Genomic DNA, 20419 nt, shown 5'->3' with positions numbered 1-20419 from the left:
GCGGTGGTGCTGAGGCCGGTCGCGGAGTGCGTGGATGCGGAACGCATCGGCTCTCCCGTCGTCGTCGTGGCATATGTGCATAGCCGAGGGACGACGTTGGCCCTCTGCGAAATTTCGTGCAGATTACATGATGACGACAATCCCGAGAAGCGGATACGTCATTCCAGCATGCGGACACTGCACGGAGCAGACAAGAGGGGACTTTCGCAGGTGTCCTGCCATCGGGACACGGGACGAAGGTCCCGGCACGGGGCGGGCCTCATTGCCCGGCGCCCAGAGTCTGATGCCCGGCGGACACGGAATCGAAACCGCCGAGTAACTGACTACTTATGTTGCGTACTGCATAGTGTCTCACTCCCTGCACGGTCAGCCTACGGCTCCGCCGATCCAGGTTCCCAGGATGTACGTCACACCCGCGGCCGCGCCACCCAGAACGAGCTGGCGCAGCCCGCTGTACCACCAGGACCGGGCCGTGACCCGGGAGACCACCGCGCCGCAGGCGAAGAGGCCCAGCAGCGCCACCAGGACCGCCGGCCACAGGGTGACCGCGCCGAGCAGGTAGGGCAGCAGCGGGAGCAGCGCGCCGAGGGCGAACGATCCGAAGGAGGACACCGCGGCGACCATCGGCGACGGCAGGTCGTCCGGGTCGATCCCGAGCTCCTCGCGGGCGTGGATCTCCAGCGCCTGCTCGGGGTCGCGGGAGAGCTGCATGGCGACCTCTCGGGCCAGCGCAGGCTCGACGCCGCGCGAGACGTAGAGCTCGGCCAGCTCCTCCATCTCGTCGATGGGGTGCTTGCGCAACTGCTGGCGCTCTATGTCGAGTTCGGCGAGCACGAGCTCGCGCTGCGAGGCGACCGAGGTGTACTCCCCCGCCGCCATCGAGAAGGCGCCGGCGGCGAGGCCGGCCAGGCCGGTGACGACGATGACGTGCGGGGCGACGGCGCCGCCGGCCACGCCGGTCATCAGCGCGAGGTTCGAGACCAGCCCGTCCATCGCACCGAAGACCGCCGGGCGCAGCCATCCGCCGTTGACGTCACGGTGGGTGTGGTTGTCGCGGTGGGCGGTGTGAAGCGGTGCTTCGATATCGATGATGGACATGCCGACTATCTCCCCTTTTGTACGAGTGGGTGCACAGAGCTGTGCCATGGACGACGCGCGGACACCCACTCCCCCGGAACACCTCGAAACTACGCACGATTTCTGTCGCCCGCCAGCAAGGAAGGCCGTACTTACCTGGGGTTTTGGGGATCGGCGACCGGGTGACGGCGGCCCGCGGCGGGTGTTTCGCGACGAGCGACAAACCACATGCCATGGCACAAATCCCCCAAGGGCTCAATATGAGTCCCATCAAGTGGAGAGGCGCGCCATGGAGCTGATTGCATGCAATCCGCAGGTCCTCCTCGAACGGGCCCGGGGCGCTCTTCTCGGACTCGCGGTGGGTGACGCGCTGGGCGCCCCCGCGGAGAACATGAAGCCCTCGGAGATCCGGGCGAAATGGGGCCGGATCGAGGGCTTCGTATCGGACGACCCGGCGGGCACCGACGACACGGAGTACGCGATCTTCTCGGGCCTGCTGCTGGCCCGCCACGGATCGGCGCTGACGGTCGCCCACGTCGAACGGGCGTGGCACACCTGGATCGCGGATCTGGACGAAGGCCCGTTCCGCGGCGCAGGCTTCTCCGAACGCGGCACCCTGGAGAACCTCCGCCGCGGCCTGGCGGCCCCCATCTCCGCCCAGCACCGGCACGCCTGGTCGGACGGTCTGGCCATGCGGGCGGCCCCCTTCGGCGTCTTCGCGGCGGGCCGCCCGGCCGAAGCCGCCCGGCTCGTCGCCATCGACGGGTGCGTCAGCCACGACGGCGAGGGCATCTACGGCGGCCAGGCCGTCGCGGCCGGGGTCGCGGCGGCGATGGCCGGCGGGTCGGCGGCCTCCGTCATCTCGGCGGCCCTCTCCGTCATCCCCTCCGACTCCTGGACGGCCCGCTCCCTGCGCCGTGCCGTGACGGCCGCCCCGCGCGGCGAGCGGGCGGTCCGCTCGGCGGTGGTCATCGGCGGCTACCCCTGGACGGACCTGGCCCCCGAGGCGGTGGGCCTCGCCTTCGGCGCGTTCGCCGCCTGCGGCGGCGACTTCGCCTCCTCCGTCCTCATGGCCGTCAACATGGGCCGCGACGCGGACACCACGGCGGCCGTGGCGGGTGCACTCGCCGGCGCGATGGCCGGCGCCCCCGCCATCCCGGCCGCCTGGTCCTCGGTGATCGGCCCGGTCCGCGGAAGCTGCCTCCCCTCGATGCGCGGCTACCACGTCCTGGACATCGCGGACCTCCTCACCCCGGAAACCGAGACCCCCCGATGACCCTGACCCCGACCACTTCCTCCGCCGCGAACCCACCTCCCCGGCACGACACTCCGCCTGCGGAAGCCACCACCCTGACCGCCCCGCCCCCCGAGGACACCCCCGGGGCCGAGCGGCGCCCGGCCGGCGACCGGGAGGTTCCCGGGGAGGCGGGCGGGCCCGCCGCCCCCGCGGACTGCCGGCCCGACCCGGCCCGCGGACCGGGGGTCGCCGGCACGCCGGTGCCCGAGTTCCGTCGAGCCGCAACCGCGGTACGGGGCGACGCGGCCCCCGGGCCGACGGAGACATCGGCTCCGGACCGGGGGCCCGGGGGCCTGCCCCCGCTTTCGGGAAGGGGCGGGTACGGGGCGAATCCCCCCGGCCCGCAGCCGGCCCCCGGACCACAGCCCGGCCCCGGCCCCGGCCCCGGCCCCGGACCACAGCCGGCCCCCGCCGGGCACGCCGCCCCGGCGCGCACGCAGGCCCGTACCGCTGATGCGGTGGACGCGCCCGACCGGGCCGCCCAGGGCCACCCCCAGCCCCCGAACGGGAGCACCTCCGTCCAAGCCGCCCCCGCGACCGCCACCGCGCGGCCCCGCACCGCCCCGGCGGAAGCCACGGCCGGCCCGCTCGCCACCCCGGCCGGAGTCACGGCCGCCCCGGCCGGAACCGACGCCCCGCGGGGCGCGCAGCCCCGTACGGCTACGGCTACGGCGGCATCCACCGCCACCGCCGAGCCCCGCACCGAGGCGGCCCCCGGGCCCGCCCCCGCGGGGCCCCGCCGGATCGAGGGGCTGCTGCTCGGGCTCGCCGCGGGCGACGCCGCCGGGTGGCCCGCGGCACGCCACCGGGCCAGCCGCATGCCCGAGTGGACCCGCCGCCTCACCCGCGAGCTCGACACCTTCGCCGAGCAGAACGCCACCACCACGCTCCCCGTCCCGATCGCCCTCAACCAGCCCCCGGAACCGCTGCGCCTCGGCCCCTCCGACGACGCCGAGTGGGCCGCCTTCGCCGCCGAGTCCGTCCTCACCGCCGCCGGAGTGCTGCTCAGCGACCTCTCCCGGTCCCGCCGCATGCGCGCCGCCATCGATCTCGCATGGAACGCGCTGGCCAGCGAGGTGGCCGCGGCAGCGGACCGCGCGCCCGAGGTCGAGTCCGCCGTCCTTCCCCTCCGCGCCCGGATCTCCGTCCGCGCGGGCCTCGGCAACCTCGCCGCCGGCCTGCGCCCGCCCGCCACCGGCCACGACAACCCGCACTACTTCGACGACGCCGCCTGCATCCGTGCCTGCGTCCTGGCCGTCGTCCATCCCGGGGACCCCGAAGCCGCCGCGGACCTCGCCGAGTTCGACGCCCGCTACACCCAGGACGGCGACGGGGTCCACGGCGCCCGCGCCATGGCCGCCGCCATCGCCACCGCCCTCGCCGGCACCGGAACCTGCACGGCCGCGGACACCGACGCCGCCGTCGACGCCGCCCTCGCGCAGCTCCCCGAGTCCACCGAGATCGGCCGCAACGCCCGGCACGCGGTGACACTCGCCCGTGCCGAGACGACCGGCGGGGCCTTCGCGATCGTCCCGCTCCTGGAGCACCAGATCGTCGACCACGTCTACAGCTACGGGATCGCCGCCGCGGAAACCGTCCCCGTGGCCCTGGCCCTCGCCACCGCGGCCCGCGGCCGGGTCGGCGAGGCGGTCCCGGCCGCGGCCTGCCTGTCGCGGGTCGCGGACTCCGCCCCCGCCCTCGCCGGGGCCCTGACCGGCGCCCTCGGCGGCGGCGACTCGCTCCCCGCCGCCTGGCGCGAAGCGTGCCGCACCCTTTCCGGCTGCGCCCTCCCCCGCCTCGCGGGCACCGACCTCGTCGAGCTGGCCGCGCTGCTCACCCGTACGGAACTCACCTCACCCAAGCCCCAAGGAAAGCCCCGGACATGACGACCCTGACCCCCGTGGACCCCACTCCCAGCACCCACACTCCCTCTCCCGCCCTGGACGACCGGATCGCCGGCGCCCTCGTCGGCGCGGCCGTCGGCGACGCGCTGGGCGGCCCGGTGGAGGGCTGGACCCCGGAACAGATCGTGGAGCGGCACGGCGGCCGGGTGCGCGGCATCGTCGGCCCGTGGCACGAGGACTGGCGTACGGCGCGCCCGATCGCCCCGTACCACAAGGGCGACGGCCACGTCACCGACGACACCCTGATGACGCACGCGCTGGTACGGGTCTACGAGGCCGTACGGGACCACCTGGACGCGTACGCGATCGCCGAGCACCTGGTGCCGGACCTGATGACCACCCCCCGCTGGATCCCGGAACTGGAGGCGGACGCCCTCCCCCTCCAGCGGATCTTCCTCGCCGAGAAGTGGATCGTGACCCGGCTGCACTACGCGCACGCGGACCCTCGGGAGGCGGGCAACGGCAACATCGTCAACTGCGGCGCGGCGATGTACACGGCGCCGGTCGGCCTCGTCAACGCCGGCAATCCGGCCGCGGCGTACGCGGAGGCCCTGGACGTCACCGGCGCGCACCAGTCCTCGTACGGGCGGGAGGCCGCGGGCGTGTTCGCGGCGGCGGTGGCCGCGGCCTGCGTGCCGGGGGCGACGGCCGCCTCGGTGGTGGACACGGCCCTCTCCCTGGCCAAGGACGGCACCCGCGCGGCCATCGCGGCGGTCTGCGAAGTCGCCGCCGGGCACCGGGACTTCGAGTCGGCGCTGGCCCCCCTGCGGGCGGCGGTCGCCCCCTACGACTCGGTCGGCCCGGACTACCGCACGCCGTCCCTGGGCGCACGGCGCCCATCCCGCCTCCATTCCATCGAGGAACTCCCAGTGGCGCTCGGCATGTTGCTCGTCGCGGACGGCTGCTACGAGACCTCCGTGCTCGGCGCGGTCAACTACGGCCGCGACTGCGACTCCATCGCCACCATGGCCGGTGCGATCGCAGGCGCCCTGTCGGGCGTCTCTGCCGTCCCCCCCGCCTGGTCGGACCGGGTCGCGGAGGCCAGCCGACTGGACCTGCGCGCCCCGGCGATTTCGCTGGCCGCGATCACCCGGGAGGTCTTCGCCCGCGACGCCTCCCGCCGCCGCACCCACGAAGCCGCCTTCGCGGCCCTGACGGCCCCCCGATGAGCCCTGCCACCCCGACCCCGCCGACACCCGCACCCCCGGCGACGCCCGCTTCCCCGGCACCGGCGGGCCCGGCGGGCTCAGCGGCCCCGCCGCCGCCGTCGAGGGCCGCCTCCGCGGCCCCGTCCGGGAGCCCGGCCCAGGCCGTGCGCGCGGCCCGGCCGGCGTCCGCTCCCCCGCCCACGGCACCGGCGCCGGGCACTCAGGGAGCCGCGGGGGCCGGGACGCCCGGCTCTGCCCCGCCCGCGCCCGCCCCCGGGACGGTGGCCCGCGGCCCGGCCCGGGCCGGGGGCGAGATCTCCCCCACCCCGCCCCTTCCCGAAACCGGGGGCACGCCCCCGGCCCCCTTGCCCCCGGGCCTGCCCGCCTCCGGCGGCAAAACGGCCCCGCCGCCCGGATCCGGGCCCGGCGGGCCCGTCCGGCTGACCTGGGTACAGCCCGAGGACCTGGTCGGCCACGAGTTCCGGCAAGCCGCCGAGGACGGCCGCGGGGAGACCGCGGAGCCGCTGCTGCGGGTCTGGCTCGCGGCGGGCGGCCACCTGGCCCCGGCCCGGGCGGGTGCCTCCCCCACACCGGCCCCGCCGGAGCTCCGCGCCCTGGCCACGGACCTCCTGACGGCCCTCGCTGCCCTCCCCACACCCGCCGAACCGGCCGCTCGGCCCGACCCCGCGGGTCACGGGGCCGCCCGCGCCCCGGGGTCCAGCGGCCGTCCCCTGGCTCCGGGAAGGGGCGGGGCGGGGACCCGGACCGAGGCCGGGTCCGGAGTCGGGGGCCGGGCCCGCTTCGCAGGGCCCCGGGCGGACGCCGCCGGAGACGGCCCCGCCCTGCGCCGCAGGCTGGAGGCCGCCTGGCTCGGCCGCGCCGTCGGCTGCGTGCTCGGGAAGCCCGTGGAGAAGCTGCCCCTGCACGGGATCCGGGCCCTGGCCCGGGCCGCCGGGAACTGGCCGCTCGGCGACTGGTTCACCGAGCGCGGCGTACCACCGGAGGTGCTCGCCGCGCACCCCTGGAACCGCCGCTCCGCGCCCACCTCCCTCGCCGAGAACATCGACGGCACCCCCGAGGACGACGACCTCAACTACCCCCTCCTCGGCCTGCTCCTTCTGCAGCGCCACGGCAAGGGCTTCACCACCGCCGACGTCGGCCGGCTCTGGCTCGACGAACTCCCGGCCGGCCGTACGTTCACGGCCGAGCGGGTCGCGTACCGCAACCTCCTCCAGGGGCTGGAGCCCCCCGCCACCGCCACCCACCACAACCCCTTCCGCGAATGGATCGGCGCCCTGATCCGCGCCGACGTCCACGGCTGGACCAACCCGGGCGCCCCGGCCGCCGCCGCGGCCCAGGCCCACCGGGACGCCGCCCTCACCCACACCGGCAACGGCGCCCACGCCGCCGCGTTCGTGGCCGCCGCCACCGCCACCGCCGCCACCGGCCGGGCCGACGTGCACACCGCGCTCCGGGCCGGCCTGGCCGTCGTACCGCCCCGTTCCCGCCTCGCCGAGGCCGTCCGCTTCGGCATCCGCGCGGCCGCGGACGTGCGGGACACCGCCGCCGGCTTCGATACCGTCGTCGACCTGCTCCACGCCCGCTACGGCCGCTACCACTGGGTCCACTCCGTCCCCAACACCGCCGTGATCGCCGCCGCCCTCACCCACGCCGACGGGGACTTCACCCACTCCGTCTGCCGCGCCGTCTCCGGCGGCTGGGACACCGACTCCAACGGTGCCACCGCGGGCGCCCTCGCCGGACTGATCGCCGGCTCCCCCGACGCCATCCCGCACCGCTGGACCGCCCCGCTGAAGAACCGCCTCGCCACCACCGTCCCCGGCTTCGACGGCATCGGCTTCGACACCCTCGCCCACCTCACCGCACAGGAGGCAGCCCGCTCATGACGGCCATCGCCGTGCTCGGCAGTACCAACATGGACCTCGTCGCCTACGTGGCCAAGGCCCCCCGTCTCGGGGAGACCGTCACCGGCCGCTCCTTCCGCACCGTCCCCGGCGGCAAGGGCGCCAACCAGGCCGTCGCCGCCGCCCGTTCGGGCGCGGAGGTGGTGATGATCGGTGCGGTCGGGGCAGACGAGTTCGGCGTACGGCTGCGCTCGGCGCTCGCCGGCGCCGGGGTCGAGACGGCGGCCCTGCGCACCGTCGAGGGCGCCAGCGGCACCGCGCACATCACCGTGGACGACGAGGGCGGCAACAGCATCATCGTCATCCCCGGCGCCAACGCCCGCGTCACCTCCCTGGAACCGGGCGACGCCGCCCGCATCGGCGCCGCCGACTCCCTGCTCCTCCAGCTCGAACTGCCCCTGGAGGCCGTGCTCGCCGGCGCGCTCGCCGCCCGCGCCCACGGTGTCCGGACCATCCTCACCCCGGCCCCCGCCCAGCCGCTGCCGGCCGAACTCCTCGCGGCAACGGATCTGTTGATCCCCAATGAGCACGAGGCCGCCGCGCTCACCGGGCTCACCGACGTCCGTCTGGCCGCGGCGGCCCTGCTCCAGGACGTGCCGGAGGTGGTCGTCACCCTCGGCGCGGCCGGGGTGCTGTACACCGCCCGCGGCCGCGAGCCGCTGGCCGTGCCCGCACCGCGCGTACGGGCCGTGGACACCACCGCCGCCGGAGACACCTTCGTCGGCGCGCTCGCCGTGGCCCTGGGCGAGGGCCGGCCGATGCCCGAGGCCCTGAGCTGGGCCTCCGCGGCAGCCGCCCTGTCCGTGCAGCGCCCCGGCGCCCAGGACTCGATGCCGACCCGCTCCCAGACCGACACCTTCGCCCGCTCCGGAGCCGCCTCGTGACCCCCACCGGCCAGGACACCACCGAGACCGGAACCGGAACCAGGACCGGAACCGGAACCGGCACCGGCGCCACCGCCGCCCCGCCCCTGCACGGACTCCGCGTCCTCGACCTCGCCACCCTCTTCGCCGGTCCCCTCGCCGCCACCCTGCTCGGCGACTTCGGCGCCGAGGTCGTCAAGGTCGAGCACCCGACCCGCCCCGACCCCTCCCGGGGCCACGGCCCCGCCAAGGACGGCATCGGCCTCTGGTGGAAGCTGCTCGGCCGCAACAAGCGGACGATGACCCTCGATCTGTCCACGCCCGGCGGCCGGGACACCCTGCTGCGCCTCGTGGCCACCGCCGACGTGGTGATCGAGAACTTCCGCCCCGGAACCCTGGAGCGCTGGGGTCTGGGCTGGCCCGAGCTGTCCGCCGCGAACCCGCGGCTGATCCTGACCCGCGTGACGGCCTTCGGCCAGGAGGGCCCGTACGCCCACCGCCCCGGCTTCGGCACCCTCGCGGAGGCGATGAGCGGCTTCGCGGCGATCACCGGGGAGCCGGAGGGTCCGCCGACCCTGCCGCCGTTCGGCCTCGCGGACTCGATCGCCGCGCTGACCACCGCGTACGCCGTGATGGCGGCTCTCGCCGGACGCGACCGCACCGGGCACGGGCAGGTGGTGGACCTGGCGATCATCGAGCCGATCCTGACCGTCCTCGGGCCGCACCCGCTCTGGTACGACCAGCTCGGCTACGTCCAGCCGCGCACCGGCAACCGTTCCACCAACAACGCCCCCCGCAATACGTACCGCAGCCTGGACGGCCGCTGGCTGGCGGTCTCCACCTCCGCCCAGTCGATCGCCGAGCGCGTGATGCGGCTCGTGGGCCGGCCCGAGCTGATCTCCGAGCCGTGGTTCGCGTCGGGTTCCGGGCGGGCCGGTCACGCGGACGTCCTCGACGAGGCGGTCGGCGGCTGGATCGCCCGCCACAAGGCGGACGAGGTGACGGCCGCCTTCGAGGAGGCCGAGGCCGCGGTCGCGCTGGTCTACGACGTACGGGACGTCATGGAAGATCCGCAGTACGCGGCCCTGGACACGATCACCGAGGTCGAGGATCCCGAACTGGGCCCGATCCGCATGCAGAACGTCCTCTTCCGGCTCTCGGAAACCCCCGGTTCCATCCGCTGGGCGGGCCGCCCGCACGGCGCGGACACCGATGCCGTCCTCGCCGAGATCGGTCTCTCCCCGGCCGAGATCACCGCTCTGCGCACGGAGGGGGCCCTGTGATCCTGACCTGGCTCTACGTACCCGGCGACCGCCCGGAAGTGGTGTCCAAGGCCCTGCACGCCGGGGCCGACGCCGTCATCGTGGACCTGGAGGACGCGGTGTCGGCCTCCCGCAAGGAGTACGCCCGCGCCGCCACCGCCGAACTGCTCGGCGACCGGCACCCGGTACCGGTCCACGTCCGCGTCAACGCCCTGGACTCCCCCTGGGGCGGCGCCGACCTCAGCGCGCTGGCCGGACTCGGCGGCCTCGCCGGACTGCGCCTGCCCAAGATCTCCTCGCCGGAGCAGATCGTCGCCACCGCCGACCGCACCGCGGGGGTGGCCCTGTACGCCCTGCTGGAATCGGCGATCGGCGTGGAACGGGCCTACGAGATCGCCCGCGCGCACCCCGCCCTGCGCGGCCTGTCCCTGGGCGAGGCGGACCTGCGGGCCGACCTGGGCGTCACCTCGGAGTCCGGCCTGGACTGGCCGCGCTCCCGGGTGGTGGTCGCGGCCCGCGCGGCCGGGCTGGCGCCGCCGGCCCAGTCGGTGTTCCCCGACATCCGGAACCTGGAGGCGCTGGCGGCCTCCTGCGCCCGGGGCCGGTCCCTCGGCTTCCTGGGGCGCGCGGCGATCCACCCGCGCCAGCTCCCGGTGATCGAGCGGGCCTACCTGCCCGGGCCCGCGGAGGTCAGCGCCGCCGAGGAGATCGTGGCCGCGGCCCGCCGCACCCCGGGCGCGGTGGCCCTCCCCGACGGCCGCTTCGTCGACCCGGCGATGCTGGCGGGCGCGGAACGGGTCGTGGCCCTGTCCCGCCGGGACGCACCGGTCCTCTCCTGACCGGCGCACGCGAAACGGGAGGGTCGCCGCGCGGTGTGCGCGGCGCCCCTCCCGTTCGACCGTTGCTCCGGTCAGAGCTTCTTGGCCCCGGGGGCCCCTGCCTTGTCCTCACCGTCGGCTTCGCCTTCGGCATCCGCAGTGTCCGCAGTGTCCGCAGTGTCCGCGGCGTCAGCCGGCTCGGCCCCGGCGTCCGCGGCCCCGGCATCGGCCTTGGCCCCGTCGCCCTCGGCGCCGGCCACGGTGTCGGCGCCCTCGGCGCCGGCCACGGTGTTCGCGTCCGGTTCGACGACCTCCTCGCGGCCCGGCCGCAGCTTCGCCGACAGCACCAGGTAGACGACGGCGAGCACGAAGACGACGATCGAGGTCCAGACGTTGAGGCGCAGGCCGAGGACGTGGTGGGCCTCGTCGACCCGCATGTACTCGATCCAGCCGCGCCCCACGCAGTACGCGGCGACGTACAGCGCGAACGCCCGCCCGTGTCCGAGCGTGAAGCGGCGGTCGGCCCAGATCACCAGCAGGGCGACACCGACGCACCAGAGGGACTCGTAGAGGAAGGTCGGGTGGTAGGTCCCGGCGACCCGGTTCGGGCCGTCGGTGATCTCCACCGCCCACGGCAGATCGGTGGCGCGGCCGTACAGCTCCTGGTTGAACCAGTTGCCCCAGCGTCCGCAGGCCTGGGCCAGCGCGATGCCGGGGGCCAGGGCGTCGGCCCAGGCCGGCAGCGGGATGCCCCGCCGGCGACAGCCGATCCAGGCACCGACGGCGCCCAGCGCGATGGCGCCCCAGATGCCGAGGCCGCCTTCCCAGATCTTGAAGGCGTCGACCCAGTCGCGGCCCTCGCCGAAGTAGAGCTGGTAGTCGGTGATCACGTGGTAGAGGCGACCGCCGACCAGGCCGAACGGCACCGCCCACACGGCAATGTCCGCAACCGTGCCCGGCTTACCGCCGCGCGCGATCCAGCGCTTGTTGCCGAGCCAGACGGCGACGAAGACGCCGATGATGATGCAGAACGCGTAGCCGCGCAGCGGGATCGGTCCGAGATGGAGCACGCCCGTCGACGGACTGGGAATGAAGGCAAGGTTCATGGCAAGACCCGACGCTACCTTGCCGGACGGTGGTGACCGCAACCCGTCCGGCAAGCTGCTGCCGAATCGAGACGGCCGTCAGTGCCCCATGGGCATCCCGGCGTGGTCCGGAGCGTCGTCGGCGGAGCCCGAACCGCCCGTGGCCGGCCGGCCCGCGGAGCGCGCGGCCGGGGACGAGGAGGACCCCGAAGAGGAACCCGCGGAGGAACCCGAGGACGTGCCCGTGCGGGCGGAGGAGCCCTTCACCGCGCCGGACGCGGACCCGGACGGCGACGCGGACCCGGATCCGGACTTGGACTTGGCCGGGGAGCCGGCCGCCGACGGGGACGGGGAGCCCTTCACCGCGCCCGGGCCGCCCTTGCCGGCGGTCTCCACCTTCTCCTTCAGCTTCTGCGGGGTGAGCGGGTTGGCCTGGTCCCCGAAGATGTCCTTGCCGTCGAGCAGCACGGTCGGGGTCCCGCGGAACTTGCCCGCGCGGAAGGCCTCCTGCGACTTGTTCACCCAGCTGTCGTGCGTCCCGTCCTCGACGCACGTGCGGAACGCGGCGGTGTCGAGTCCGTCGACCTTCCCGGCCAGCTCCAGCAGCTTGGCGTTGGTGCCGTAGGCGTCGTTGGTCTCCTCGGGCTGGTTGTCGAAGAGCACGTCGTGGTACGGGGCGAACTTCCCGGAGTCCTGTGCGCAGGCGGCCGCGTTGGCGCTCTTGAGCGAGCCGGTGCCGCCCATGTTCCCGTCGATCAGGGTGACGAGGTGGTACTCGACCTTGAGGAGGCCCTTGGCCTCGAGGTCGTGGACGGTGTCCCGGTAGTTGGTCTCGAAGGCCTTGCAGGCCGGGCACCGGAAGTCCTCCCAGACGGTCAGCGTGGAGGGAGCCCCGTCCTTGCCGGTCTGGATGGCGAGCGCGTCCTTGCCCGTGGCCCCGGACGGGGCCACCAGCGGGCCGCCCTTGGCGGAGGACCCGCCCTTGCCGGTGTTCGCGGCGATCAGGCCGACGACGGCCGCCAGCCCGAGCACACCGACCACCGCCGCCGACACGACGAGGGTCCGCCGGCGCTTGTCCCTCGCCTTCTGCTTCTCGCGCTCCGCCTGGAGTCGCTCGCGGGCCGATCGTTTCGTCGCATCGCGGTTCGCACCGTCGTTCATGTCGCTCACGTTCGGCCAAACGAAGCAGGGAGGCACTCTCGTGCCTCCCTGCCCCTACTTCCACCCGATCGGGCTACAGAACCCGCTCAGGGGTCCGGCCGGCCGATCGAACGCTCCGCCCGTCAGCCCCGGCGCACGCCCTCGGCGAGCTCGCCCGCCAGTGCCTTGACGGCGGCCAGCCCGGCGGGCAGGTCCGGCGCGTCGAGCAGCAGCTTCACGAAGGCGGAGCCGACGATCACGCCGTCGGCGAAGGCGGCGACCTCCTTGGCCTGGACGGCGTTGGAGACGCCCAGTCCCACGCAGACCGGCAGGTCGCTGGTGGCGCGGGTACGGCGCACCAGGTCGGACGCCTGGTTGCCGACCGACTCGCGGGTGCCGGTGACGCCCATCAGCGACGCGGCGTAGACGAAGCCGGAGCCGGCCGCCGTGATGGTGGCGAGGCGCTCGTCCTTGCTGCTGGGAGCCACGACGAAGACGGTCGCCAGACCGTGCTTGGCCGCGTGCTCGCGCCACAGCGCGGACTCCTGGACCGGCAGGTCGGGCAGGATGCAGCCCGCGCCGCCGGCCTCGGCGAGCTCGGCGGTGAACCGCTCCACGCCGTAGCGGTCGATGGGGTTCCAGTACGTCATGACCAGGATCGGGGCGCCGGTCGCCTCGTACGCCTCGCGGACGGTCCGCAGCGTGTCGGCGATCTTGACGCCACCGCGCAGGGCGATGTCGTCGGCGGTCTGGATGATCGCGCCGTCCAGGACCGGGTCGCTGTGCGGGAGGCCGATCTCGACCACGTCCGCGCCGCCGGCGATGACGGCCTTGACGGCCTCGATCGCACCGTCGACGGTCGGGAAGCCGGCCGGGAGGTAGGCGACGAGGGCCGCGCGGTCCTCGGACTTCGCCTTCGCGAGGGTCGCCGACAGGAGTTCGATGGTGCCGCTCACTTGGACTCCCCCTCGGAGGCGTTTGCGTCGTACAGGTCGAAGTACCGGGCGGCGGTGTCCATGTCCTTGTCGCCGCGGCCGGACAGGTTGACGACGAGCAGGCCGTCCTTGCCGAGTTCCCTGCCGAGGTCCAGGGCGCCCGCGAGGGCGTGCGCGGACTCGATGGCCGGGATGATGCCCTCGGTGCGCGAGAGCAGCCGCAGGGCCTGCATCGCCTGGTCGTCGGTGACGGCCCGGTATTCGGCGCGGCCCGCGTCCTTGAGGTAGGAGTGCTCGGGGCCGATGCCCGGGTAGTCCAGACCGGCCGAGATGGAGTACGGCTCGGTGATCTGGCCCTCCTCGTCCTGCAGGACGTAGGAGCGCGATCCGTGCAGGATGCCGGGCTCGCCCGCGGTCAGCGTGGCCGCGTGCTCACCGGTTTCCACGCCGTGTCCGGCGGGCTCGAAGCCGACCAGGCGGACGTCCGCGTCCGGGATGAAGGCGTGGAACAGGCCGATGGCGTTGGAGCCGCCGCCGACGCAGGCCGCGACGGCGTCGGGCAGCCGGCCGGTGCGCTCCAGGATCTGGCGGCGGGCCTCGACGCCGATGACCCGGTGGAAGTCGCGGACCATGGCGGGGAAGGGGTGGGGGCCCGCGACGGTGCCGAAGAGGTAGTGGGTGCGGTCCACGTTGGCGACCCAGTCGCGGAACGCCTCGTTGATGGCGTCCTTCAGCGTCCGGGAGCCGGACTTCACCGCGATGACCTCGGCGCCCAGGATGCGCATCCGGGCCACGTTCAGGGCCTGGCGCTCGGTGTCGATCTCGCCCATGTAGATGGTGCACTCGAGGCCGAACAGGGCGCAGGCGGTGGCGGTGGCCACGCCGTGCTGGCCGGCTCCGGTCTCGGCGATGACGCGGGTCTTGCCCATGCGCTTGGTGAGCAGCGCCTGGCCCAGCACGTTGTTGATCTTGTGCGAGCCGGTGTGGTTCAGGTCCTCGCGCTTGAGGAAGATCCGCGCGCCGCCGGCGTGCTCGGCGAACCGGGGCACCTCGGTGAGGGAGCTGGGGCGGCCGGTGTAGTTGACCATCAGGTCGTTGAGCTCGGCCGCGAAGGCCGGGTCGCCCTTGGCCTTCTCGTACTCGACGGCGACCTCGTCCACGGCGGCGACGAGCGCCTCCGGGATGAACTTGCCACCGAAGTCGCCGAAGTAGCCCTCGGCGTTGGGGATGTGACCCTCGGGGTCCGGGATGAAGAAATTGCTGGCGCTGGACATGCCCAGGTACTCCTACGGATGCGACGCGGATGTCTTCACCGTATGGCGCCGTCCGCCCGCGACGCGCACACCCCGCTGGGGCGTGGACGTACGGCGGTGCGGAGCGGTCCGCCCCGGAGCCGGCGGCTCGGGGGACGGTCCGTGCGGGGAGCCCGGCGGGCGGTGTACGGCGTACACCATCCGGGAGCTCTCCTTACGACGCGGCTCCGGGTCGCCATCGCATGCCGTTGACCTGACCGGGCTCGGAGCCGATCACGTACCGGACCCGCCGCCCGTGGACGCGCCGGGCCGGAGCGCGGCAGCCGCGAGGGCGGCAGCCGCGCGCCAGGGGCGCGTGCGCCGTCGGCACCGCGGCCAGGCCGGAGCCCGGTCGGGTGCGGACGGAGGGGCGGTTTTGGGCCATGGGTTCGGGTCAGCTCCGCCCGTGGCGCAGGGCGGGGTGGGCTCCGGCGGCGACGAGGTCGGCCACGGCCGACTTCGGGTCGCGGCCGGTCACCAGGGACTCCCCGACGAGGACGGCGTCCGCGCCCTCGTTCGCATAGGCGATGAGGTCGTGCGGCCCGCGGATGCCGGACTCGGCAACCTTGACGATGTGGGCCGGGATCTCGCCGACGACGCGCTCGAAGGTGGAGCGGTCGACCTTGAGGTCCTTGAGGTTGCGGGCGTTGACGCCGATGATCTTGGCCCCGGCGGCGACCGCACGCTCCACCTCCTCCTCGTCGTGGACCTCGACGAGCGGGGTGAGGCCGATGGACTCGGCCCGCTCGATGAGGGAGACGAGGGCCTCCTGCTCCAGGGCCGCGACGATCAGCAGCACGAGGTCGGCGCCGTAGGCGCGGGCCTCCCACAGCTGGTACGCCGTGACGATGAAGTCCTTGCGCAGGATCGGGATGTCCACGCGGGCGCGGACGGCCTCCAGGTCGGCCAGCGAGCCACCGAAACGACGCTGCTCGGTGAGGACGGAAATGACCGCCGCACCGCCCGCTTCGTAGTCGGCGGCGAGCCCGGCCGGATCGGCGATGGCGGCCAGCGCGCCCTTGGAGGGGCTGGAGCGCTTGACCTCGCAGATCACCTTGACGCTGTCGCCGCGCAGGGCGGCGACTCCGTCCTTGGCCTGGGGCGCCTTGGCGGCACGCTCCTTGAGCTCGTCGAGGCTGACGCGCGCCTGCCGTTCGGCAAGGTCTTCGCGGACCCCTTCGATGATCTCGTCGAGCACACTCACGCGAGCGGCCCCCTTCCGGGTCGATGACGGTCGGCCGCCTTGCAGACACGTACAACTGCAAGGTCAGCAGTTCAAATGGTATCCGCAGGACGCCTCGCCCTCCGCACGCGGTTGACGGCGTCCCATTAAATGGACATCCGGAATCTTTACTTCAGCTATACCTCAGGGCGCCAGGAAAGAGCCCAGGGGCAGGTTCCGGACAACGGAGAAGGCCAGGGCCACCACGCCGATCCCCCACCAGTACAACGGCCGAACGACGAGCCTCGGGGTGGGTGTCCCGCGATAGGCGCGAACCAGCCACAGGACCATGAAGCCGGCGAAGAAGAAGTAGCCGGCGACCGCCATCGCATTTGCCCCGATAGCTGTCACGAGATCGCCGTGGGCGAACGCATGCGCACTGCGCAGCCCTCCGCAGCCCGGGCACAGGACCCCGGTCAGGCGGAACAGCGGGCAGGCCGGATAGTGGCCTGGATCGTTCGGGTCCACGGTCCCCACGTACGCGAGGGCCGCGGCGGCCGCCGCCAGTGTGAGCGCCGGACGCGCCAGCCGGCCGGCCCGGGAAACGGGCGCGGGAGGCGGTGCGAGATCGGTCGTTCCGGAGGAGGCGTCCACCCGCTGATTCTCTCCGCTCATGACAAAAGGCGCAGCCCGACAGGGCCGCGCCTTTCGAAAACCCGCGTACCGAATCCGTCAGGTCAGACCTTGGCCGCGACGCGGTTCGCGGCGATGACCTCGGCGAGGTCGTTGTGCGCGGCCTTCGGCGCGCCCATGCCCGCGGCCTTCATCGCCATGCCCACGACACCGCCGATGGCGACGACGACGAGCCCCGCGTAGAAGCCCAGCGGGTTCGCCAGCACCATGAAGGCGCCGGAGATGCAGAAACCGATGACCGCGATGATGACACCGGTCCAGGCGGCCGGGGTGTGTCCGTGGCTAGTGCCCGCCATGAGTTGCTCCTCGTACTCGGGTGTGCTCTGTCGCACGCCGCACGTGCTGTGTCGAACGGTGCTGTGCCGAACGCTCGATGGTCATTGTCCCGTACCAGGCGGCGACCTCGTTCACGGGGTCGCCTCCGCCTTCACGGTGCCGGTGCCGGGTTCACGGTGCCGGGTCGGGGTTCACGGTGCCGGGTCCGGGCCGGTGGGGTCCTCGCCCCGGTCCAGAGCCTTCCACAGGTCCTCCGGCCGGTCCGGGTCCACCGCGGCCGCCTTGCGGGGTCGCGGGCTGCCGTCGCGCTCGTAGCGGCCGCCCATCGTGGGCCAGCTGCTCCCGAAGCGCAGCGCGAGCAGTCCGGCCAGCAGGATCAGCGCACCGCCGACGGCCGTCACGTAGGGCCACGCCGTATGGGTCAGGCCGGCCACGTGGGCCGCGGTGTCGGCCGTCGTACGGGCCGCCTGCGCGTCCAGGGCGCGCCGGCCGTCCGCGTTGGCCAGGGCTGCGGCCCCGGCGCCCAGGCCGCTCAGCGCGAGCAGCGCCGAGACCAGCAGCCGGCTCCTGCCGCGGACGGCGAAGACGGCGACCAGGGCGGCGAGCCCGACGATGGCCAGGGCGGCGGGCAGGCCGGTGACGGCCCGCCCGTCGGCGGTCACCGGCAGCGAGCCGCCGCCGATGGCGGCGACGCCCCGGGCCCAGACGCGGCCGGAGGCGAGCAGGACGACGGTGGCGCCGAGCGCGCCGAACAGCAGCGCGACGGCCACGCTGCGGCGGCCGCCGCGGCCCGAGGGGGGCCCGGGGTCGGCGGCGGCATCGGCGTGTTCGGTTCGGGGCGGGGGTACGGCACTCACGTACCCCACTATCCCCTACGGGCTCAGGCGCCGTGGAGGCGGTTCGCCGCTGCCACCGCGCGCAGCACCGCGGCGGCCTTGTTGCGGCACTCGGCGTCCTCCAGCTCGGGCACCGAGTCGGCGACGACACCGGCGCCCGCCTGGACGTACGCCTTCCCGTCGCGCAGCAGCGCGGTGCGGATGGCGATGGCGGTGTCGGAGTCCCCGGCGAAGTCGAGGTAGCCGACGCAGCCGCCGTAGAGCCCGCGGCGGGTGGGCTCCAGCTCCTCGATGATCTGCATGGCGCGCGGCTTGGGCGCCCCGGACAGGGTGCCGGCCGGGAAGCAGGCGGTGAGCACGTCGAAGGCGGTCCTGCCCTCGGCGACGCGACCGGTGACGGTGGAGACGATGTGCATGACGTGCGAGTACCGCTCGATGCTCATGAAGTCGACGACCTCCACCGAACCGGGCTCGCAGACCCGGCCGAGGTCGTTGCGGCCGAGGTCGACGAGCATGAGGTGCTCGGCGCGCTCCTTGGGGTCGGCCAGCAGCTCGTCGGCGAGCTCGTTGTCCTGCTGCGGGGTGGCGCCCCGGTGCCGGGTGCCGGCGATGGGGTGGACCATGGCCCGCCCGTCCTCGACCTTGACCAGCGCCTCGGGACTGGACCCGACGACGTCGAAGCCGTTCTCGAAGCGGAAGAGGTACATGTACGGGGAGGGGTTGGTGGCCCGCAGCACCCGGTACACGTCGAGCGCGGAGGCGCTGCACGGGGTCTCGAACCGCTGCGAGGGCACCACCTGGAAGGCCTCGCCGGCCCGGATCCGCTCCTTCACGTCCTCCACGGCGGCCTGGTACTTCTCGCCACCCCACAGGGCCGAGTACTCCGGCAGCTCGGAGGCCGGCAGCGGCATCGGAACGTACGGGGCGGGCCGCGCGAGGTCCGCCTCCATGGTGTCGAGGCGGGCCACCGCGTCCGCGTACGCCTCGTCCACGCCCGCGGCCAGGTCGTTGTGGTTGATGGCGTTGGCGATGAGCTGGACGGTGCCGTCCCAGTGGTCCAGGACCGCCAGGTCGGAGGTGAGCAGCATGGTCAGCTCGGGCAGCTGCAGGTCGTCCTCGGTGTGCTCGCCGATGCGCTCGAGGCGGCGCACGATGTCGTAGCCGAGGTAGCCGACCATGCCGCCGGTGAAGGGCGGCATGCCGGAGGCCAGGTCCCTGGGGGTGTGCAGGGCCTCCACGGTCTGCCGCAGGGCCTCCAGGGGGTCACCGGAGGTCGGGACGCCGACGGGCGGGGTGCCGATCCAGTGGGCCTGGCCGTCCCGGACGGTGAGGGTGGAGGCGCTGCGGACGCCGACGAAGGAGTAGCGCGACCAGGAGCGGCCGTTCTCGGCGGACTCCAGGAGGAACGTCCCGGGGCGTTCGGCGGCCAGCTTGCGGTAGAGCCCGACGGGCGTGTCACCGTCCGCCAGCAGCTTGCGGCTGACGGGGATGACGCGGCGGTCGGCCGCGAGCTTGCGGAACGTCTCAAGATCCATGGCGTGGGACCTTACCTATGATCGGCTTCGGCTATTCGGCTTCGGCGGTGGGGCCGGAGGGACCGGCCAGGGGCAGGACGTCGGCATCGAAACAGGTCCGGGCACCGGTGTGGCAGGCCGCCCCGACCTGGTCCACCTTGACGAGCACGGTGTCGGCGTCGCAGTCGAGCGCGACGGACTTCACGTGCTGGAAGTGGCCGGAAGTGTCCCCCTTCACCCAGTACTCCTGACGGCTGCGCGACCAGTACGTGCAGCGGCCGGTGGTCAGGGTGCGGTGCAGGGCCTCGTCGTCCATCCAGCCGAGCATGAGCACCTCACCGGTGTCGTACTGCTGGGCGATGGCCGGGACCAGACCGTCCGCGGAGCGCTTGAGGCGGGCGGCGATGGCGGGATCGAGGGAGGACGTACTCATGGGAGCCATTGTGCCGGGCCGGGGGGACGATCAAGGATCCCTGTCCGCCTGATGGGCAGGCACGGGGCGGGTTCCGGCCGTAGGCTGGCCCGCATGTCTACCCATGCGAAGCGTGAACGACTGCTGCTGGCCGACCTGTTGGAGTCGGCCGGCCCGGAGGCGCCGACGCTGTGCGACGGCTGGCGGACGCGGGAGCTCGCCGCGCACGTGGTGGTCCGGGAGCGTCGCCCGGACGCGGCGGGCGGACTGCTGCTGAACGCGCTGAAGGCGCGCCTGGACAAGGCGATGGAGGAGTACGGGGCCAAGCCGTACGAGGAGCTCATCCAGTTGATCCGGACCGGCCCGCCGAAGATGTCCCTCTACTCGCTGAAGCAGATCGACGAGCTGGCGAACGCGGTGGAGTTCTACGTCCACTCCGAGGACGTCCGCCGAGCCCAGCCGGACTGGTCCCCGCGCGTCCTGGACCCCGTCTTCTCCGACTCCCTCTGGTCCCGCCTGGAGAAGCTGGCCCGCCTCACGGGCCGCCGCTCCCCGGTGGGCCTGGTCCTGCGCCGCCCGAACGGCCAGACGGCGGTGGCGCACAAGGGTGCGCCGGTGGTGACGGTCACGGGTGAACCGGGCGAACTGACCCTGTTCCTGTTCGGCCGCCAGGACGCTGCCGCGGTGGAACTGGACGGCCCGAAGGAAGCCATCGCCAAGCTCACGGTGGCCCGCCTGGGCATGTAGCCCCACCCTTTCTTGCGTGCTGCTCGCACGGTG

19 protein-coding genes and 1 pseudogene are annotated in these 20419 nt (G+C 74.0%); 8 read left to right on the top strand and 12 right to left on the bottom strand.

Annotated features, from left to right (window positions below; genetic code table 11):
* Positions 1-366: 366 nt before the first annotated feature.
* Positions 367-1098, bottom strand: coding sequence for a VIT1/CCC1 transporter family protein (locus ACFYM0_RS34355; RefSeq protein ID WP_388508555.1), 732 nt, complete (start codon positions 1096-1098; stop codon positions 367-369).
* 268 nt (positions 1099-1366) lie between these two features.
* On the opposite strand from ACFYM0_RS34355, the gene ACFYM0_RS34350 reads away from it, so the two are divergent.
* The 7 genes from ACFYM0_RS34350 to ACFYM0_RS34320 all read left to right on the top strand — a co-directional run bounded on the left by ACFYM0_RS34350 (position 1367) and on the right by ACFYM0_RS34320 (position 10315).
* Positions 1367-2353, top strand: coding sequence for an ADP-ribosylglycohydrolase family protein (locus tag ACFYM0_RS34350; protein WP_388508553.1), 987 nt, complete (start codon positions 1367-1369; stop codon positions 2351-2353).
* 479 nt (positions 2354-2832) lie between these two features.
* Positions 2833-4260 (top strand): ADP-ribosylglycohydrolase family protein, encoded by a 1428-nt coding sequence (locus ACFYM0_RS34345; protein WP_388508550.1) that lies wholly within the window; start codon positions 2833-2835, stop codon positions 4258-4260.
* On the top strand, positions 4257-5447 hold the full coding sequence (locus ACFYM0_RS34340; RefSeq protein WP_388508547.1) for an ADP-ribosylglycohydrolase family protein: 1191 nt from the start codon (positions 4257-4259) through the stop codon (positions 5445-5447). The genes ACFYM0_RS34345 and ACFYM0_RS34340 overlap by 4 nt, the downstream gene beginning before the upstream one ends.
* Positions 5448-5803: 356 nt before the next feature.
* On the top strand, positions 5804-7333 hold the full coding sequence (locus tag ACFYM0_RS34335) for an ADP-ribosylglycohydrolase family protein (RefSeq protein WP_388508603.1): 1530 nt from the start codon (positions 5804-5806) through the stop codon (positions 7331-7333).
* Complete coding sequence (rbsK, locus tag ACFYM0_RS34330) at positions 7330-8235, top strand: ribokinase (protein WP_388508544.1); 906 nt, start codon at positions 7330-7332, stop codon at positions 8233-8235. Before ACFYM0_RS34335 ends, rbsK begins: the two co-directional genes overlap by 4 nt.
* 86 nt (positions 8236-8321) lie before the next feature.
* Positions 8322-9497 (top strand): CaiB/BaiF CoA transferase family protein, encoded by a 1176-nt coding sequence (locus tag ACFYM0_RS34325; RefSeq protein ID WP_388508601.1) that lies wholly within the window; start codon positions 8322-8324, stop codon positions 9495-9497.
* Positions 9494-10315, top strand: a complete 822-nt coding sequence (locus ACFYM0_RS34320; RefSeq protein ID WP_388508541.1) for an HpcH/HpaI aldolase/citrate lyase family protein — start codon at positions 9494-9496, stop codon at positions 10313-10315. Before ACFYM0_RS34325 ends, ACFYM0_RS34320 begins: the two co-directional genes overlap by 4 nt.
* A 71-nt stretch (positions 10316-10386) precedes the next feature.
* On the opposite strand, the gene lgt is transcribed toward ACFYM0_RS34320, so the two are convergent.
* From lgt to hisI, 11 genes and pseudogenes are all read right to left on the bottom strand, one after another.
* A complete protein-coding gene (lgt, locus tag ACFYM0_RS34315; protein ID WP_388508539.1) occupies positions 10387-11400 on the bottom strand; it encodes a prolipoprotein diacylglyceryl transferase in 1014 nt (337 codons plus the stop codon).
* Positions 11401-11754: 354 nt separating this feature from the next.
* A pseudogene (locus tag ACFYM0_RS34310) lies at positions 11755-12540 on the bottom strand (DsbA family protein); the annotation flags it as partial.
* Between the two features lie 122 nt (positions 12541-12662).
* Entirely contained in the window at positions 12663-13475 is an 813-nt protein-coding gene (gene trpA, locus ACFYM0_RS34305) for a tryptophan synthase subunit alpha (protein WP_388508536.1), read from the bottom strand.
* Positions 13472-14728, bottom strand: coding sequence for a tryptophan synthase subunit beta (gene trpB, locus ACFYM0_RS34300; RefSeq protein WP_388508533.1), 1257 nt, complete (start codon positions 14726-14728; stop codon positions 13472-13474). The genes trpA and trpB overlap by 4 nt, the downstream gene beginning before the upstream one ends.
* A 193-nt stretch (positions 14729-14921) precedes the next feature.
* A complete protein-coding gene (gene trpM, locus ACFYM0_RS34295; RefSeq protein WP_327252264.1) occupies positions 14922-15131 on the bottom strand; it encodes a tryptophan biosynthesis modulator TrpM in 210 nt (69 codons plus the stop codon).
* A gap of 9 nt (positions 15132-15140) precedes the next feature.
* Positions 15141-15950, bottom strand: coding sequence for an indole-3-glycerol phosphate synthase TrpC (gene trpC, locus ACFYM0_RS34290; RefSeq protein WP_243330285.1), 810 nt, complete (start codon positions 15948-15950; stop codon positions 15141-15143).
* A 162-nt stretch (positions 15951-16112) separates the two neighbouring features.
* A complete protein-coding gene (locus ACFYM0_RS34285) occupies positions 16113-16583 on the bottom strand; it encodes a DUF2752 domain-containing protein (RefSeq protein WP_388508530.1) in 471 nt (156 codons plus the stop codon).
* A gap of 62 nt (positions 16584-16645) precedes the next feature.
* A complete protein-coding gene (locus ACFYM0_RS34280) occupies positions 16646-16897 on the bottom strand; it encodes an HGxxPAAW family protein (protein WP_388508527.1) in 252 nt (83 codons plus the stop codon).
* 171 nt (positions 16898-17068) lie between these two features.
* On the bottom strand, positions 17069-17743 hold the full coding sequence (locus tag ACFYM0_RS34275; RefSeq protein WP_388508524.1) for a TIGR02234 family membrane protein: 675 nt from the start codon (positions 17741-17743) through the stop codon (positions 17069-17071).
* Between the two features lie 14 nt (positions 17744-17757).
* The gene (locus tag ACFYM0_RS34270; protein ID WP_388508522.1) at positions 17758-19248 is read right to left on the bottom strand and encodes an anthranilate synthase component I; all 1491 of its coding nucleotides are present in this window, start codon (positions 19246-19248) and stop codon (positions 17758-17760) included.
* A 31-nt stretch (positions 19249-19279) separates the two neighbouring features.
* Positions 19280-19669 (bottom strand): phosphoribosyl-AMP cyclohydrolase, encoded by a 390-nt coding sequence (gene hisI, locus ACFYM0_RS34265; protein ID WP_250743796.1) that lies wholly within the window; start codon positions 19667-19669, stop codon positions 19280-19282.
* A gap of 84 nt (positions 19670-19753) precedes the next feature.
* Here hisI and ACFYM0_RS34260 point away from each other — a divergent pair, with 84 nt between their 5' ends.
* Positions 19754-20386, top strand: a complete 633-nt coding sequence (locus tag ACFYM0_RS34260) for a TIGR03085 family metal-binding protein (RefSeq protein ID WP_388508519.1) — start codon at positions 19754-19756, stop codon at positions 20384-20386.
* The last annotated feature ends 33 nt before the right edge of the window (positions 20387-20419 follow it).

The organism is Streptomyces sp. NPDC006487, from assembly GCF_042870555.1.
Classification (GTDB): Bacteria; Actinomycetota; Actinomycetes; order Streptomycetales; family Streptomycetaceae; genus Streptomyces.
The sequence above is the reverse complement of the archived record's forward strand: the minus strand, read 5'-3'. Positions and strand labels throughout refer to the sequence as shown.

What these genes read in the sequence shown, in the direction of transcription:
- ACFYM0_RS34355 (WP_388508555.1), bottom strand. Translation starts at nt 1,098, where the DNA reads ATGTCCATCATCGATATCGAAGCACCGCTTCACACCGCCCACCGCGAC.
- ACFYM0_RS34350 (WP_388508553.1), top strand. Translation starts at nt 1,367, where the DNA reads ATGGAGCTGATTGCATGCAATCCGCAGGTCCTCCTCGAACGGGCCCGG.
- ACFYM0_RS34340 (WP_388508547.1), top strand. Translation starts at nt 4,257, where the DNA reads ATGACGACCCTGACCCCCGTGGACCCCACTCCCAGCACCCACACTCCC.
- rbsK (WP_388508544.1), top strand. Translation starts at nt 7,330, where the DNA reads ATGACGGCCATCGCCGTGCTCGGCAGTACCAACATGGACCTCGTCGCC.
- lgt (WP_388508539.1), bottom strand. Translation starts at nt 11,400, where the DNA reads ATGAACCTTGCCTTCATTCCCAGTCCGTCGACGGGCGTGCTCCATCTC.
- trpB (WP_388508533.1), bottom strand. Translation starts at nt 14,728, where the DNA reads ATGTCCAGCGCCAGCAATTTCTTCATCCCGGACCCCGAGGGTCACATC.
- trpM (WP_327252264.1), bottom strand. Translation starts at nt 15,131, where the DNA reads ATGGCCCAAAACCGCCCCTCCGTCCGCACCCGACCGGGCTCCGGCCTG.
- ACFYM0_RS34285 (WP_388508530.1), bottom strand. Translation starts at nt 16,583, where the DNA reads ATGAGCGGAGAGAATCAGCGGGTGGACGCCTCCTCCGGAACGACCGAT.
- ACFYM0_RS34280 (WP_388508527.1), bottom strand. Translation starts at nt 16,897, where the DNA reads ATGGCGGGCACTAGCCACGGACACACCCCGGCCGCCTGGACCGGTGTC.
- ACFYM0_RS34270 (WP_388508522.1), bottom strand. Translation starts at nt 19,248, where the DNA reads ATGGATCTTGAGACGTTCCGCAAGCTCGCGGCCGACCGCCGCGTCATC.
- hisI (WP_250743796.1), bottom strand. Translation starts at nt 19,669, where the DNA reads ATGGCTCCCATGAGTACGTCCTCCCTCGATCCCGCCATCGCCGCCCGC.
- ACFYM0_RS34260 (WP_388508519.1), top strand. Translation starts at nt 19,754, where the DNA reads ATGTCTACCCATGCGAAGCGTGAACGACTGCTGCTGGCCGACCTGTTG.